Source organism: Streptomyces sp. NPDC104309 (genome assembly GCF_055584025.1).
Genome location: NZ_JBVJMV010000016.1, coordinates 114,259 through 129,761, shown reverse-complemented (window position 1 = coordinate 129,761; position 15,503 = coordinate 114,259). Strand labels below are relative to the sequence as shown.

General features: G+C 72.8%; 16 protein-coding genes and 1 pseudogene. 4 read left to right on the top strand and 13 right to left on the bottom strand.

Annotation, left to right across the window (positions count from 1 at the left end; all coding sequences use genetic code 11):
- Positions 1-218: 218 nt before the first annotated feature.
- From ACZ68L_RS23930 to ACZ68L_RS23905, 6 genes are all read right to left on the bottom strand, one after another.
- Complete coding sequence (locus ACZ68L_RS23930) at positions 219-1,319, bottom strand: ABC transporter ATP-binding protein (RefSeq protein WP_469579953.1); 1,101 nt, start codon at positions 1,317-1,319, stop codon at positions 219-221.
- Positions 1,316-2,041, bottom strand: coding sequence for a phosphonatase-like hydrolase (locus ACZ68L_RS23925; protein WP_469579951.1), 726 nt, complete (start codon positions 2,039-2,041; stop codon positions 1,316-1,318). Before ACZ68L_RS23925 ends, ACZ68L_RS23930 begins: the two co-directional genes overlap by 4 nt.
- A complete protein-coding gene (locus ACZ68L_RS23920) occupies positions 2,038-3,162 on the bottom strand; it encodes a TIGR03364 family FAD-dependent oxidoreductase (protein ID WP_469579950.1) in 1,125 nt (374 codons plus the stop codon). The genes ACZ68L_RS23925 and ACZ68L_RS23920 overlap by 4 nt, the downstream gene beginning before the upstream one ends.
- A gap of 165 nt (positions 3,163-3,327) precedes the next feature.
- Positions 3,328-4,098: a GntR family transcriptional regulator gene (locus ACZ68L_RS23915; protein ID WP_469579948.1), complete on the bottom strand. Its 771-nt coding sequence runs from the start codon at positions 4,096-4,098 to the stop codon at positions 3,328-3,330.
- A 242-nt stretch (positions 4,099-4,340) separates the two neighbouring features.
- Positions 4,341-5,399, bottom strand: coding sequence for a hypothetical protein (locus ACZ68L_RS23910; RefSeq protein ID WP_469579946.1), 1,059 nt, complete (start codon positions 5,397-5,399; stop codon positions 4,341-4,343).
- Between the two features lie 429 nt (positions 5,400-5,828).
- A complete protein-coding gene (locus ACZ68L_RS23905) occupies positions 5,829-7,028 on the bottom strand; it encodes an ROK family transcriptional regulator (RefSeq protein ID WP_469579944.1) in 1,200 nt (399 codons plus the stop codon).
- Positions 7,029-7,084: 56 nt separating this feature from the next.
- Here ACZ68L_RS23905 and ACZ68L_RS23900 point away from each other — a divergent pair, with 56 nt between their 5' ends.
- Positions 7,085-8,248, top strand: a complete 1,164-nt coding sequence (locus ACZ68L_RS23900; RefSeq protein ID WP_469580064.1) for a Gfo/Idh/MocA family protein — start codon at positions 7,085-7,087, stop codon at positions 8,246-8,248.
- Complete coding sequence (locus ACZ68L_RS23895) at positions 8,245-8,724, top strand: heme-degrading domain-containing protein (protein ID WP_469579942.1); 480 nt, start codon at positions 8,245-8,247, stop codon at positions 8,722-8,724. Before ACZ68L_RS23900 ends, ACZ68L_RS23895 begins: the two co-directional genes overlap by 4 nt.
- Positions 8,725-8,893: 169 nt before the next feature.
- Here the strand turns inward: ACZ68L_RS23895 and ACZ68L_RS23890 are convergent, their stop codons facing one another.
- The 4 genes from ACZ68L_RS23890 to ACZ68L_RS23875 all read right to left on the bottom strand — a co-directional run bounded on the left by ACZ68L_RS23890 (position 8,894) and on the right by ACZ68L_RS23875 (position 11,386).
- Positions 8,894-9,754: a fumarylacetoacetate hydrolase family protein gene (locus ACZ68L_RS23890; RefSeq protein WP_469579940.1), complete on the bottom strand. Its 861-nt coding sequence runs from the start codon at positions 9,752-9,754 to the stop codon at positions 8,894-8,896.
- Between the two features lie 136 nt (positions 9,755-9,890).
- Positions 9,891-10,661, bottom strand: coding sequence for a YidC/Oxa1 family membrane protein insertase (locus ACZ68L_RS23885; RefSeq protein ID WP_469579938.1), 771 nt, complete (start codon positions 10,659-10,661; stop codon positions 9,891-9,893).
- A 92-nt stretch (positions 10,662-10,753) separates the two neighbouring features.
- Complete coding sequence (locus ACZ68L_RS23880; RefSeq protein WP_469579936.1) at positions 10,754-11,086, bottom strand: DUF6412 domain-containing protein; 333 nt, start codon at positions 11,084-11,086, stop codon at positions 10,754-10,756.
- A 174-nt stretch (positions 11,087-11,260) separates the two neighbouring features.
- A complete protein-coding gene (locus ACZ68L_RS23875) occupies positions 11,261-11,386 on the bottom strand; it encodes a hypothetical protein (RefSeq protein ID WP_469580071.1) in 126 nt (41 codons plus the stop codon).
- Positions 11,387-11,393: 7 nt separating this feature from the next.
- Between ACZ68L_RS23875 and ACZ68L_RS23870 the strand changes: the two are divergent.
- Positions 11,394-11,768, top strand: a pseudogene (locus ACZ68L_RS23870) (MFS transporter); the annotation flags it as partial.
- Here ACZ68L_RS23870 and ACZ68L_RS23865 read toward each other — a convergent pair.
- From ACZ68L_RS23865 to ACZ68L_RS23855, 3 genes are read right to left on the bottom strand one after another with little or no spacing between them, the layout of a single operon-like run.
- Entirely contained in the window at positions 11,737-13,272 is a 1,536-nt protein-coding gene (locus tag ACZ68L_RS23865; RefSeq protein WP_469579934.1) for a sodium:solute symporter family protein, read from the bottom strand. The pseudogene ACZ68L_RS23870 and the gene ACZ68L_RS23865 overlap by 32 nt on opposite strands.
- Positions 13,269-13,427, bottom strand: a complete 159-nt coding sequence (locus tag ACZ68L_RS23860; protein WP_469580062.1) for a DUF3311 domain-containing protein — start codon at positions 13,425-13,427, stop codon at positions 13,269-13,271. The genes ACZ68L_RS23865 and ACZ68L_RS23860 overlap by 4 nt, the downstream gene beginning before the upstream one ends.
- A gap of 55 nt (positions 13,428-13,482) precedes the next feature.
- Entirely contained in the window at positions 13,483-14,319 is an 837-nt protein-coding gene (locus ACZ68L_RS23855; protein WP_469579933.1) for a class E sortase, read from the bottom strand.
- Between the two features lie 78 nt (positions 14,320-14,397).
- On the opposite strand from ACZ68L_RS23855, the gene ACZ68L_RS23850 reads away from it, so the two are divergent.
- Positions 14,398-15,399, top strand: coding sequence for an SEC-C domain-containing protein (locus ACZ68L_RS23850; protein WP_469579931.1), 1,002 nt, complete (start codon positions 14,398-14,400; stop codon positions 15,397-15,399).
- Positions 15,400-15,503: the final 104 nt, after the last annotated feature.

Sequence of the window (15,503 nt, the reverse complement as noted above, 5' to 3'; positions counted from 1 at the left end):
CGCGCCGGCGCGCAGCCGGTACGGACGGGATGTCAGGTGTCACGGGGTGCGCGGTGCCAGGACCTCCCGTTTGGATCACGCCGGGCTCGTGTGCCCCGGCACCGCTCCTCGCCGCATTGTCGTCGGTCGCCACGGCGCCGCCATTGCTCGCTCCTCCGCCTCGCGATCCACGGCACCGGACCCCGCCCGCTGATCCGGCCTGATCCGAACGGAAAACCCTAGCCATCGGCCCCTCCCCCGGTTCCCGGCGCCGCGCCCACGGGCAGCAGGACCGCGTCCTCGGCCGCGAAGTGCAGCGTGACCTGGTCACCGAGCGCCGGAGTCTCACGCAGCTCGCGGAGGTCCGCCTTGACCCGGTGCCCGTCGATGTCGACGTACAGCCGGTGCGTGGAGCCCCGCCACTGGACCTCGGCGATGGTGCCGCTCAGCGCGTTGGGCCCGTCGCCGAGCCCGACCAGATGGGGCCGGACGCACAGGGTGGCGGTGGCACCGCCGGCCACGTCGCCGGTCGGTACGTCGAGCGCGCGCCCCGCGAACTCGACGGTGTCGGCGCCGTCGGCGACGGTGACCGGCAGCAGATTGGCGTTGCCGACGAACGACGCGGTGAACTCGGTACGCGGACGGCGGTACAGCTCCTGCGGGGTGCCGCAGTCCTGCAGCCGGGCCTTGTCCATGACCGCGATCCGGTCGGCGAGGGTGAGCGCCTCCACCTGGTCGTGGGTGACGTACAGGATGGAGACGTCCGGCAGCTCCCGGTGCAGTCGCGCCAGTTCGGCGAGCATTCCGGAGCGCAGCTGGGCGTCGAGCGCGGAGAGCGGTTCGTCGAGCAGGAGAACGCCGGGGCGGATGGCCAGCGCGCGGGCGATGGCGACGCGCTGCTGCTGGCCGCCGGAGAGTTCGCGCGGGTAGCGGTTGGCGTAGGCGGCCATGCCGACGAGTTCGAGTGCCTCGGCGACCCGCTCGGGGATCTCCGCCTTGGCCGCCTTGCGGGCCTTGAGCCCGAAGGCGACGTTGTCCTGGACCCGCATGTGCGGGAAGAGGGCGTACTGCTGGACGACCATGCCGATGCCGCGCCTGTGCGGCGGCAGGCCGGTGACGTCGCGGTCACCGAGGTACACCCGGCCGGAGGCGGGCCGGACGAATCCGGCGACGGCGCGCAGGGCGGTGGTCTTCCCGGACCCGGAGGGCCCGAGCAGCGCCATGACCTCGCCGGGTTCGACGGTCAGATCGAGCCGGTCGAGGACGGTGTTCCCGCCGTACGCGACGCTGACCTGGTCGAACCTGATGCCGCTGCGGACGGCGTCGGCCCCGCCCGTCATGCCTCCGCCCGCGCGATCAGGTCCGGGAGCTCGGCGACCGAGCCGAGCACCTGCGTGGCGCCGTGACGGGTCAACCGGTCCCTGTCGTGGGCGCCGGTGAGCACGCCCGCGACGATCCCGGCCCCGGAGCGCACGCCGCTGAGCATGTCGTACGAGGTGTCACCCGCGACGACGATCTGCCGGACGTCGTCGACGGCGCCGGTGCGCAGGAACGCGGCGAGGACCATGTCGGGGTAGGGACGGCCGCGACCGCCCGCGTCGGCCGGGCAGAGGGTCAGGGCGACCAGGTCCTGCCAGCCGAGCGCGGCCAGGATGGCGTCCTGGGTGGTGCGGGCGAAGCCGGTGGACAGGACCACGGTCCGGCCCTCGGCCCTGAGCCTTTCGATGGCCTCGCGGGCGCCGGGGACCGGCGCGATCCGGCCGCCGTCGACCAGCTCCCCGTACGCCTCCTCGAAGGCGGTGTTGGCCCGCTGGGCCCTGTCCTCGTCGCCGAAGAGGTGACGGAAGACGGAGATCTTGGACTCGCCCATGGTGGCGCGCACATAGTCGAGCTTCTCCGCGTGGTCGGCGGAGCCGGGCTCCACGCCGAGGCGCTCGGCCGCGACGGAGAACGCCTGCTCGACGAGGCCGCCGTCGGCGACAGTGGTGCCGGCCATGTCGAGGACGATCAGGTTCAGCTTGTCGGTGGTGTTCGACGTGTCGGTGTTGCTCAACTTCTTCACCAGTCCAGTTCGTTGGCGGTCGTTTCGGCGATGGCGGGCGAGCAGGTCATGCCGCGCCCGCCCGGACCGGTGACCAGCCAGACGCCGTCCCGCACCTGCTGGCGGTGGACGACCCGGCTGGTGTCGGTGCACTGGGCGTAGACCCCGGCCCAGCGGTGGCGGATCCTCGGCAGCGGGCGGCCGAGGAAGGACTCGACGACTCCGGTGAGGTGCTCGTACGGCTCCTCGACGGTGTCGAAGGAGAAGGGGTGCTCGTACTCGTGGGTGTCGCCGATGGTCAGCCCGCCGTCGCGGCGCTGGACCATCAGGAGCTGCATCCTGTGCTGTGCGGCGGTGGGCGCCTGCGCCTGTTCGGCGTCGAGGGTGTCCAGCGCCTCGCTCCGGTACGCCGGGTAGTAGCGGAAGCTGTCGGCGTCGGCGACGGAGGTGGTGAGCTGCTCGCCGAGCGGGTCGGTCTGCATCATCTGGAGCCGGACACGGCGCACCGGCAGATCGGGGCCGGCCAGTTCGCGCACGAGTCCGCCGAGCCAGGCTCCGGTGGCCAGGATCACGGCGTCACCGGTGTGGACATCGCCGTGGTCGTCACGGACGGAGGCGGTGCCCACCACCTCGCGGACCTCGCGCCCGCCGAGGTACGTATACCGGCCGGACTGCGACAGCGCCCGCTTGAGCGCCAGTTGGGCGGTGCGCGGCTCGACGGCGGCGTCCCGCTCGCACCACAGGGCGGCGGTGAAGTCGCCGCGCAGCGCGGGGTTGACCGCGCGGGCCTCGTCGGCGGTGAGCAGCTTGTAGCCGCGGGCCGCCGCGTCGGGGCGGGCGACGGCCGCCTCGGCCACGGCGGTCTCCAGCCCGGTGCGGAGCGGGGTGAGCGAGCCGCAGGCCCGGAAGCCGAGATCGGGGACCCGGGCCCCGATGCCCTCCCACAGCTCACGGGCGCGCAGCGCGGTCTCCAACTCCTCGCCACCGGCCCGGCCGCTGACCCATATCTGTCCGAAATTGCGGAGCGATGCCCCGCGCGCCTCGCTCTCGCGCTCGATCTGTACGACCTCGTGGCCGCAGTTCACTGCGTGCCAGGCGTGCATGGTTCCCACCACGCCGGCTCCTACGACGATGACTCTCACGACGGCTACGCTCCTCGGGGCCGGTGACCCGTACGGATCGGTACGGCAACGGGAGGGTGAACTGGGCCCCAAGCTTGGACTAGACCCGTTATGTTCTCGTTATCACGATGAGTAGGCCGGGCACTGCCGTTCCGGAGTCGTTTCCGGAGTCGTTTCCGGAGTCGTTCAGCGTCCGTCCTGCGCGCCCAGGTGTGCGGTGAAGGAGAACCTGTCCCCGCGGAAGAGGGTCCGTACGCGCTCCAGCGGCTCGCCGTCCGTGTCCCGCGAGATCCGGTGGATCAGCAGCATGGGCAGCGCGGGCGGTGTACCGATGAGCAGCGCCTCGCGCGGCGTCGCGAGCACGGTCTCGATCCGCTCGTCCGCATCACCGAAGGAGATCCCGAGCCGGTCGCGCAGATGGGCGTAGAAGGACGAGTCGGGGTCGAACGCCGTGTCCAGGTCCGGTACGCGGGCGACGGAGACGTAGGTGCTCTCCAGGCCGACCCGGTCGTCGTCGGCGAGCAGCACCCGCTCCAGGTGCCAGACCGGTTCGCCGCGCGCCACCCCGATGTCGGCGGCCAGCGCCTCGGGGCAGGGGAACCGCTCCAGACCGATGAGGCGGCGGCCGGGGGTACGGCCCTGGCGGCGTACGCCCTCCGTATAGCTCGCCAGCGAGAGCGGCTGTTCCAGCTTGGGACCCGCGACGACGGTGCCGCGCCCCTGGCGCGCGAGCCGCCCCTCCAGCAGCAGTTCGCGCAGCGCCTGGCGCACCGTCTCGCGCGAGACCTCGTAGCGCTCGGCGAGATCGCGCTCGGTGGGCAGCATGCCCCCCTCACGCAACTCGTCTATGAGGAGGGAGACACGAGCCTTGACCGCGTAGTACTTGGGGATGCGGCCGTGCTCCGGGATGCCGGAACGGATGGGTGCGCCAGGTGTCTGGTCGTGCGGGTAGTCCACGGCCCGATGGTGGCAGACGGACATGAACACGCGTGAACGGCCGATGGCGGGAAGGAGGCCGGAAGGGGCGGCTCAGCGGCGGGCGGCACGCACGGCGGGGCGGCCCAGCGGCGGGCGGCGCCGACGGCACAGTGGTTCAGCGGCGAGGGCGGCACGTCGACTCAGCGGCAGGCGGCACGCACGGCGGGGCGGCTCAGCGGCGCGCGCAGCACACCAGCTCAGCGGCGGGCGGCGCCGTCGGCTCAGCAGCGAGGGCGGCGCGCACGGCGGGTCCAGAGCACCATGGCCCCGCCGCCGATCAGGAACCCGGCGACGGTGACGCCGGCGTACGGAACGGTGCCCGACCCGGTCGCGGCCAGCTCGGGGAGGTCGCCCTCCCCCGGGGTCCGGCCGGGCCGGACCGGCCGCGGAGTGTCACCGCCGCCGGCGGTCCGGGCTCCGTCGGGCGCGGGGTCGCGTGGGCTGTCGCGGGGGGTGTGGACGGTGTCCTTGGTTCCGCCGACGTCCCCGGGCTCGTCGATGTCCCCGGTCCCGGCGATGTCCCCGGGCTCATCGGGCTCATCGGTTTCGCCGCCGTTGTCCTCGACGACGGTGAACGGGTAGTCGTCGGACTCACCCACCCAGGCCCCGTCGTCCTTCGCGGACGTGCCGCTCGCCCCGTGCTGCCGCTGGACGATCGCGGCCCTGGCGGTGATCCGTCCCGGGCTGGTGTCGGAGGTGAACGCCATCCTGACCTGGACGGTGACGGTACCGCCCGCGGGGATGCTGAAGCCCTCGAAGGCGTCGGCCCCGTCGTCGCCGTCGGCCCCGTCGTCGCCGAAGACGCCGATCTGCTCGTCCTGGTCGGTGGCCTCCCAGGCGACCCGGTGCTCCACCTCGGGGCGGGCCAGGTCGGAGAACTTCAGCTGGATCTGGTCGGAGGTCAGCGTCCGGTCCTCGTCGGTGAGGACCAGCACCGGGTGGATGTCCCGGCACGGCTCGGTGGTGGTGTTGGTCAGGTCCAGGTACCAGGTTCCGTAGCCGCCGCCGGACGCGTAGGTGTCCGGGCCGCTGCGGATACGGGTGCTGATCGGGAACTCGCTCGCCGCCGGATCACCGCAGGCGGGCTGCTGGTCGGCGGTGGTGGCCCCGGGCTTCGAGACCGGGGAGGCCGAGGAGGCCGGTGCGGCGGACGCGCCGCCCAGGACGACGGGAACCACGCTCGCCGCCGCCAGCCCGAGCGCCAGCCCGTGCCGCGTCCGTCCGGGGAGCGGGGACGAGCGCGGGGGCGGCGAGGGTGGCCGCGCGGAAGTGCTGGACACGGGGATGGATGTTGCGCCGGCCAGCGGGACGGATGCGGGACTCGCGGTGTACATCGCCGCGGTGCCGGACGTGAAGGGCGATACGGCGTCGGCCGCGCGGCCGGTCCCGGAGCCGGCCGGGGAGGGCGTGGCGGACGGGGGTGGTGTGGAGGGCATGCGGGGATCACCCTTCGCGGCTCGCGGGACGGTCGGCTGGGAGAGCGCTGAAGATCTTGGCCGGACCGGGGAGCGGCGGCCGACACGTACAACCACAAGGCGCCGGAGCTGTGCGTGCCGACCGCCACGGGTCCGGCCAAGATCCTCAGCACCCGCCCAGCCTTTGTGCGCCGGAGTTCACCGGTCGTGGACGGCGACGCTGCCACGCACGCGCGAGGCGACCGGCACCGACATGCCGGAGGTTCGGCCGGCCGGTCGCCGGGTACCGCTCGATCAGCCCAGTCGCGCGCCCCGCTCGCCCGCGTCCGCGCTCCCGACCCGTCCGAACAGCGGGGCCAGGACCAGTTGCGCGGCCCCCTCCGCGACCGGCCGGTCCCCTCCCCGTGCGGCGGTGACCGGCACCGGCGTGTCGAGACCGCCGCACCGGGCGCGCTCCTCGATCACGGCGCGGACGCCCCGTACGTACGGCTCGGGACCGGCGGCGACGGTACGGCCGCCGAGCACCACCCGGTCGATGTCGAGCAGCGCGACGAGATTGGCGGCGCCGGTGCCCAGGACCCGGGCGGCCTCCGCGACATCGCCGCGGGCGACGGCGGCGAGACAGAGCGCCTCGATGCAGCCTTGCCCGCCGCAGCCGCACACCGGACCGTCCAGCTGGACGGTCTGGTGCCCGAACTCACCGGCCCCGGTACGGGCCCCGCGATGCAGCGCCCCGCCGAGGACCAGCCCGGCACCGAGCCCGGTCCCCAGGTGCAGATAGGCGAAGTCACCCGTGTCCGCCGCGCGCAGGGCGAGCCCCAGGGCGGCGGCGTTGGTGTCCTTGTCGACGACGACGGGCAACCCGGTCCTCGCCGCGAGCGCCTCCCGCAGCGGATACCCGTCCCACTGCGGGAACCCGGTGACGCGGTGCAGCACCCCGGCCCGGTGGTCGAGCGGCCCCGGCACCGCCACGCCGACCCCGAGCACCGGCCGGCCCACGGCCGCCCCCGCACCCCCGCCCGGCACAGCCGGAACCGCACCCGCGCCGCGCACCGCCGCGTCCTCCACCGCACCCGCGCCGCGCGCCAGCGCGACCGCGTCCGCCGCCGTCGTGAGCACCTCGTCCGCCGGGGCGCCGAAGTCCAGTGGGGCGGGGTGGCTCGCGACGACTTCGCCGGCCAGGTCGACGAGCACCACCGTCAGCTCGTCACGGTCCAGGTGCAGGCCGACCGCGTACCCCGCGTCCGGCACCAGCCGCAGCACGGTGCGCGGCTTGCCGCCGGTGGAGGCCCGGTGGCCCGCCTCGGTCACCAGGCCGTCGGCCCGCAGCCGGGCGGTGATCTTGCTGACGGCCTGCGGCGTGAGCCCGGTGCGCTCGGCGAGTTCGAGCCTGCTGATACCGGGCTCGCCCGCCACCCGCAGCAGATCCAGCAGCAGCGCCGCATTGTGACTGCGCAGCGTCGGCAGGTTCGCGCCGCTATTACTCCTGTTCACCACACCATTGTCCCTGTCGCTTGCACTTTGGCAACAGCGTTGCTTAAGTGACCCACATGACTGGCATCGCGACCCACGAGACGTCCGGACTGCCCGAGACCCCGCTGCGCGTCGGACTCGTCGGCTACGGCCTGGCGGGTTCCGTCTTCCACGCCCCGCTGATCGCCGCGACCGAGGGCCTGGCGCTCGACACGGTCGTCACGTCGAACGAGGAGCGGCGGGCGCAGGCGCGCGCCGAGTTCCCGGACGTACGGTTCGCCGCGTCGCCGGAGGAGCTGTGGGACCGCGCGGACGCACTCGATCTCATCGTGATCGCCTCCCCGAACAGGACCCATGTCCCGATCGCGACGGCCGCGCTCGGGGCCGGTCTGCCGGTCGTCGTGGACAAGCCGGTCGCCGGTTCGGCCGCCGAGGCGCGGGAGCTCGCGGCCCTCGCCGAGGAACGCGGGCTGCTGCTCTCGGTCTTCCAGAACCGCCGCTGGGACAACGACTTCCTCACGCTCGCCCGGCTGATCACGGACGGCGAGCTGGGTGACGTCCAGCGCTTCGAGTCCCGTTTCGAGCGGTGGCGCCCGCAGCCGAAGGGCGGCTGGCGCGAGTCGGACGATCCGCAGGAGATCGGCGGGCTGCTGTACGACCTGGGCAGCCATGTCGTCGACCAGGCGCTCGTGCTGTTCGGTCCGGCGGTGCGGGTGTACGCGGAGTCCGACGTACGCCGCCCCGGCGCCGCCGCCGACGACGACACCTTTCTCGCGATCACCCATGCGAACGGGGTCCGCTCGCATCTGTACGTCAGCGCCACCGCGGCCCAGCTCGGTCCGCGCTTCCGGGTGCTCGGTTCGACCGCCGGCTATGTGAAGTACGGCCTCGACCCGCAGGAGGCCGCCCTGCGCGCGGGAGCGCGTCCGACGCCGGGCGGCGGCCCGTGGGGCGAGGAGCCCGAGGCGCTGTGGGGCAGGATCGGTTCGGGCGAGTCCCCGCTGACGGGCGGCGGCGCCCCGATCCGTACGCGACCGGGCGACTACCCCGCGTACTACGCGGCGGTCACCGACGCGCTGCGCGGAAGGGGTGACAATCCAGTGACCGCCCTGCAGGCCGCAGCGGCCCTGGACGTACTGGAGGCCGCCCACCGCTCGGCCCGCGAGGGCGTCGCCGTGACCCTGCCCGCCGCACCCCCGCCCGCCTCCGCCTCCGCCGACAACGAGGAGCAGCCCGTATGAACCCCACCGCTCCGACCATCTCCGAGCTCATCGCCCAGGAGCGCCGACTGACGCTGCCGCATTTCAGCTACGACGACGCCTACGCGCTCGGCGGCCTGCTCGTCGCGATGGCCCGGGAGAGGCACGCCCCGATCGCGATCGACATCCGCCGCGGCGCACAGCAGCTCTTCCACGCCGCGCTGCCGGGATCGAGCGCCGACAACGACGCCTGGATCGACCGCAAGCGCAAGGTCGTGGAACGGTTCGGCGAGAGCTCGTACCTGGTGGGAACCCGGTTCCGGGCGAAGGGGACGACGTTCGACGACGCCTCGCGCCTGGACCCGGACACGTACGCCGCGCACGGCGGTTCGTTCCCGATCGCGGTCGAGGGCGCGGGCGTCATCGGCTCGGTCACGGTCTCGGGCCTGCCCCAGGCGGAGGACCACGCCCTGGTGGTCGAGGCGCTGGAAGTGTTCGCGACGACGATCGGCGCATGACGCGAGGAAGGGGTGGGGCGCCGCCGACGCGACACCCCACCCCTCCGATCTTTACTTGCAGCGCTCTGATAGGCCGGTGTGGGGCCCGCGCCGCCGGCCCCACACCGGACGGATCAAGCCCGTCCGGCGATCGAGAACGAAGCGGCCACGCGGGCACACCGCCCTGCCGTCAGGCGTCCTTCAGCTCCTGCCGCTGCCGTCCCAGCCCCGCGATCTCCAGCTCCACGACGTCGCCCGCCCTCAGGTACGGCTTGGGCTCGGGCTGCCCCATGGCGACCCCCGCCGGCGTCCCGGTGTTGATCACATCGCCGGGGTACAGCGTCATGAAGTGGCTCAGGTAGCGGACCACTTCACCCACCGGGAAGATCTGGTCGGCCGTCGTGCCGTCCTGCTTCAGCTCACCGTTGACCCAGAGCTTCAACGGCAGCGCCTGCGGGTCGGCGATCTCGTCCGCCGTGACCAGCCACGGCCCCAGCGGGTTGAACGTCTCGCAGTTCTTACCCTTGTCCCAGGTGCCGCCGCGCTCGATCTGGAACTCGCGCTCGGAGACGTCGTGCGCCGTCGCGTATCCGGCGACATGCGCGAGCCCCTCCTCGGCGGACTCCAGGTAACGGGCGGTGCGCCCGATGACGACCGCGAGCTCGACCTCCCAGTCGGTCTTGACGCTGGCGCGTGGCACCAGCACCGTGTCGTCGGGCCCGACGACGGTGTCCGGCGCCTTGAAGAACAGGATCGGCTCGGTGGGAATCTCCGCACCGGTCTCGGCGGCGTGGTCGTGGTAGTTCAGCCCGATGCACACGATCTTGCCGATCCGGGCGAGCGGCGGCCCCAGCCGCAGTCCCTCGGCGTCGAGCGCGGGCAGGTCACCGGGAGCGGACGCGGCGGCCCGCACCCGGGCGAGCGCGGACTCGTCGGCGAGCAGCGCACTGTCGATGTCGGTGACGATTCCCGACAGGTCACGCAGGGTTCCGTCCCGGTCCAGCAGCGCCGGCCGTTCCGCACCTGCCGTACCCACACGAAGCAGCTTCAACGGTCTTTCTCCCCTTGATAGAGAACGGGCCTGTCGGATGGGTGGCGGCCATCGCAGGCTTGTCCGATCGTCCAAGACATCCGATCACTCCGCAAGACCCTGTTCACACACTGGACCGGCACACTCGCCGCCCCGATTACGCCGCGGTGGCCATGGCGGTGCCCGTGGCGGGCATGTCGCGGTAGAGGACGGCCCGCTCGACCGCGGTCCAGGTGGTGCTGGTGACGACGTACAGCGCGGCGGCGAGCGGTACCACGGAGACGGTGAAAAGGGTGGCGAAGGACATCAGCGGCATCAGCTTCGTCATCGCGCCCATGCCCGGCACCGGCTGCCCGTCGGGGCCGGTGGTCGGGGTGACCGGGTTGGCGGCCATCTGCCGCTTCGTACGCCGGAAGTTGAAGGTGGCCACGACGGCGACGATCGCGAACAGGCCGAGGTAGACCATGCCCTGCGCCCCGAACGGCCCGCCGTGCGCGAGGGCGTCGTGCCAGCGCTCGCCGAGCGGGGCGTCGAAGAGCTGGTGGCCGAGCAGCGCGTTGGGGTCGCCGCCGATCTTCTGGCTGGAGAAGAGGTGGTAGAGCAGGAAGAAGGCGGGCATCTGCAGCAGGCTGGGCAGGCAGCCGGACAGCGGCGAGACCTTCTCCTCCTTGTGCAGTTCCATGAGCGCCTTCTGCATGCGCTCGGGGTTCTTGCCGTGTTTCTTGCGCAGTTCGGCGATCTGCGGCTGGAGCCTGGTGCGGGCTTTCTGTCCGCGCGCCGCGGCCCGCGACAGGGGGTGCACGGCGAGCCGCACGAGCGCGGTGAACAGCACGATGGCGGCGGCGGTGGACGCGGTCTGGAAGAGCGGGTGCAGCGCATCGGCCAGCGCGCCGACCAGGCCGGCGAATGCGGACATGAAGACGGACATGGGTGAGCCCTCCGGGGGTCTCGTCGTGCCGGGAAGACATACGAACTCGGCAGGACGGACCGCGAGGGGGGTGCTTGCTGCTGCGTGAGCCCCTACGCGGCCGTCGGGAGGGCGCGGCCGGGGGCTCGGGGGCGTCGGCGCCCCTTGGCGTCAGGGTCTCGCTGCGGCAGGAACGCGGTGCGTTTCTCCCGGTCGCGCATGGCCGTACGGACCCGGGTGCGGGGCACGGGGACGGCGCAGCGGGCGCTGATGACCGAGGCGGCGACGAGCGCGGAGCCGGCGGCGGCCGTGGCGGCGAGCGCGACGGCGGCGGAGAGGCTGCCGCCCTCGGCGAGGAGTATTTCGGTGACGAAGAAGAGCAGGATCCCGGCGGGGCGGAGCAGCCGGGCGAGGCCTCCGCGCAGACGGTTCGTGTCACCCCTCATCGGCCCCTCCCTTCTTCCCCTTCGCGGCCGGACGGCCGGGCCCACCTGTCGCGCGCACATCGCACGCACGCCTCGCACGCGCACATCCGCGCCGATCACGCACCCACGCATGCGTGTGCGTGCGTTCGGCTCTCCAGCCGTTATACACGATGAGTCCGACACACCCGTCCGCGCTCAGGGGCGTCCGGTGTCCAGCGGTCGCAGCAGCCGGTGCGGCACCAGCAGGGCACGGCCGACCGGATCGGCGGGGTCCGGATCGAGTCCGTCGCCCGGCCGCATCTCGACGTCCCGGGGCGGCACGGGCCGCCAGCTGGCCGTGGGCTTCGTCCTGCACGCGGTGGCGGTGCTGTCGCTGCTGGGCACCCTGGACACGGCGGGCAACGCGCACATCGGCGCGTCGCTGTGGCCGCGGCTGCTGCTCGCCCTGGTCGTGTCCGGCGTCGGCAGCGGGCTGCTCAACGCCGCGCTGCCGCGCCTGGCGGTCGAGTCGGTGCCGTCCGAGCGGGCGGCGATGGGCTCGGGCGCGAACAACACCGCCCGGTACATCGGTTCGTCGGCGGGCGTGGCCCTGACGATCGCGACGGCCGCGACGGGCTCGGGCGCGAACGGCGCGCTGTTGCTGTCGGTCGCCTTGGCCCTGGTGGCGACGGTCAGTGTCCTGCTCCTGCGCGAGCGCCGCTGACCTCCTGCTCGTCCCCCTCCCCGGCCCCGATCTCGTCGCGCGCGAGCACCTCGTCGTCCGGCCGGTCGTCGCGCTCGCGCGGCCCCGCGTACGTCACGGCGAGCGCGACGACGAGGTTGGCGGCGAGCGCCACGATGCCCGCGTTCACCCCCCACACCGGATCGTTCTCCGTGAACACGAAGCCGCACACCAGGCCCACCCCGACGACCAGCCCGCTCATCGCCCCGGGCAGGGTCAACCGCCGCCACATCAGCCCCAGCAGCACCATGGGGAGCAGCTGCGCCATCCCCTCGTACGAGATGAGGGAGAGTCGTACGAGGGTGTTCGGCGCGGTGTAGGTGAGCACGAGCGCGATCACCCCCGCGACCACCACGACCGTCTGCGCGGCGCCCTTCTGCCGCCGCTCCCACCGCGGCACGAGCGAGAGCACGCTGCGCCCCCACATCGTGCCGATGACCAACATGAACACGGCCATCGGCACGATCGACGAGAGCGCCGCGGCCACACCGATGACGCCGACCGCCCAGGCCGGCAGGGAGTCCACGACGAGCTTGAAGAGCGCGAGGTTGGACTCGGCGCCGACGAGCCCCGGCACGACGAAGAGGGCGGCCATGCCGAGCAGCATCGGCACGAAGAGCAGCACGTTGTAGGCGGGCAGCAGCATCGCGTTGCGGCGCAGCACATCGGCGTTCTTCGCGCCGAGATAGCCGGCGACAGTCGTCGGGAAGATCACCACGGTGAGGGAGTTGAGGAACGAGGTGGTGATGAACCACGCCTGCCCGAGCCCGCTGTCCCCGTGCCCGGGGAAGGTCAGCCACTCGCTCTTCTCGGTGACGAGCCGGTCGAGGAAGGGCCCGTACCCGTCGAAGTAGTGCAGCGGCACGTAGAAGGCGAGGAAGCCGAGCGTGGCGATCACGAGGACGTCCTTGAGGACGGACACCCACGCGCTGCCGCGCAGCCCGCTCACCACGACGAAGCCGGTGGTGACGGCGAAGGCGATGAAGTAGGCCCAGTTCAGGCTGATGGCACCGTAGGAGATGGTCGAGACGACCACGCCCATGCCGGTGATCTGGAGCTGGATGTACGGCAGCAGGAAGACGGTCGCGAGGACGGCGACCAGCGCACCGAGCCAGGGCCGCCCGAAGCGGTGCGCCACCATGTCGGTGATCCCGACCAGCCCGTGCCGGCGCGCGTACGCCCAGAGCATCGGCCCGACGACATAGCCGACGGCGTAGCCGCAGGACATGTACGCCACCACGTAGAGCACGGGCGCCCCGTAGTTGTAGCCCCAGCCCGCGGCACCCAGGTAGCTGAAACTGGTGTAGCCCTCACCGGCCATCAGCACCCAGATGAACACGGTCCCGAGGCTGCGCCCGCCCACGGACCACTCCGCGAGCCCGCCACCCTCGCTCCCTCTCCGCCGTCCGCGCATCGCGAGCAGCCCGAGGGCGACGGTGACGACCATGAAGGCCCCGAAGACGGAGGTCGCGACCGCGGCGTTCACCGGCGGTCCCCCCGCCGGGTCAGCCATACGGCGACGGGTGTCAGCAAGGTCGCGCCGAGCAGCCATATGAAGAGGAACGGCAGCCCGAGAACCACGGGATGGACCCGGTTCACGAACGGCAGCGCCCCCAGGTACAGCACGTAGGGAACCAGCAACCACAACAACTGCGGACGTCGTCTGAGCACGTCGGAAAACCTTAGCCCGGCACCGCTACCGCGCCCGGACCCCCGTCAGCCTCCCCCATACGACAAGCCGGTAACGGGAGGTGAATTCGGGCGTGCACGTAGTGAGCGTCACATAGGAACCGGCCGTGGTGTAGCCGGCGTACGGCTTCACATTGCTGCGCGGCACGGCCGCGATGACACCGCCGTCGCTCGCGCTGGTCTGCCCGAGCGTCCGGTCGACGGTGTACGTGTAGACGGAGTCCCGGGTCTCGACGTCGATCCGGTCCCCGCGCCGCAGCCGGTTGATGTACCGGAAGGGCTCGCCATGCGTGTTGCGGTGCCCGGCGAGCGCGAAGTTCCCCGCCTGGCCGGGCTGCGCGGTGCGCGGGTAGTGCCCGACGTACCCCTTGTCGAGAACGCCTCGCTTGCTGATGCCCTGGGCGACGGGTGCGGCGAGCCCGAGCCGTGGGATACGGATGACGGCGTACGCCTGATCCCAGCGGGGCTCGGGGGGTGCGGTGCCGCCCGCGGACGACCGGCCACCGGAGGCCCCCGGGCCGGAGCCGCCACGGCCCACCGTTCCCTCGCCGCCGCTCTGCCCCGGTGGCTGCCCGTCCTTCCCCCCTCGCCCCTCCTTCCCCCCTCTCCCCTCTTTCTCTTCTTCCGGCTCCGCCCACTCCCGCTGCAGGGCCCGCACCTCGTGCCGGGCGTCGGCGCGGGCCTGCCGGTTGGTCCACCACAGCTGATGAACAACGAGCAACAAGAGGACGACGCCGAGGGTCACCACCACCTCGGCACCCGTCCAGAGCCCGCGCGCGGCGGCCCTGCGCCCTCGCGCGTTCCGCTGCGTCACCACCGGTATCCGCTCCCGCACGGCCCGCACGATAGGGCCATGTCCCCCAACTCTCCAGAGCCGGAACCGCCCTCCGTGCAGGTGCCGTACAGCAGTACGGTGTGATTCATGCGCCCCGACACGCCTGCCGACCACACCACCGAAGCCGAGCGCCTGCTGCGCACCGCGGCGCAGTATCCGGAGGACCGTGAGCCGCTGCTCCTCCAGGCCGCGGCCCATCTGGAGCTCGCCGGCGACCGCGCCCGCGCCACCACCCTCTACGACGACCTGCTCGGCTCGCCCGACCTCGACCACCCGCACCTGGTCAAGGCCCTCAACGCGGCCAACCTGTGGGAGTACGGCCACGAGGCCGAGGCCCGCGCGATCCTCGACGGCATCCGCGCCGCGGGCCCGCTCGACCCTGCACCCTGGGAGATCGCGGCCGAGACCCTGGAATCGCACGACGAGCTGGAAGCGGCCCACGACTGCTTCACGACCGCGCTGACGCTCCTCCTGACGCCCGGCGAGGAAGTCCCGTACGCCACCCAGTCGCTGCTGATCGGCCGCCACCGTGTGCGCAGGCTGATGGGCGTCGACCACGACGTCTGGGACGAGCTGGCCGACACCCTCCACACGGCCGCCGTCCCGCTGGACGAGCTGCACGACCCCAAGCGCCTGTGGGCACTGGGCTCCTCCGACCCGGGCGAGCTCCGGGCCGAGATCACCCGCATCCGCGCCGAACTGGGCACGTACCGCACCGCGCTGTCCCGCCCGTTCCCGGTGGCGGTGCTGCACTGGCCGGCCACCGAACTCGACGAACTGCTCACCGCGTACCCGAACCTGCGCGGCGAGTACCCCTCCCGCCCCGACCACCTGGCCCGCCTGGAGGCCGCCCTCCGCGACCTCCACCACGCGGGCACCCCGAACCTCGGCATCGTGACCGGCACGGTCCCGTCGTACGAGGCCTTCGCCGCCTCGGAGGCCACGTCCCCGGCCGACCCGGACCTCCTCCCCCAGTACGCCACCACCCTCGCCGCCCGCGGCCGGGCCGCCCCCTGGCCCCCGGCCCGCAGCGCACCCTGCTGGTGCGGCTCGGGCCGGACGTACCGGGAGTGCCACGGGGCGGCGTGAACGACGGTACGGAGGGACGGCCCCGGCCGGACCGGGGCCGTTCCCGTACCGCACGGCCACCCATGACCTCGCGCGGGCGTGAACGTGACACATCGGGCCGCGCC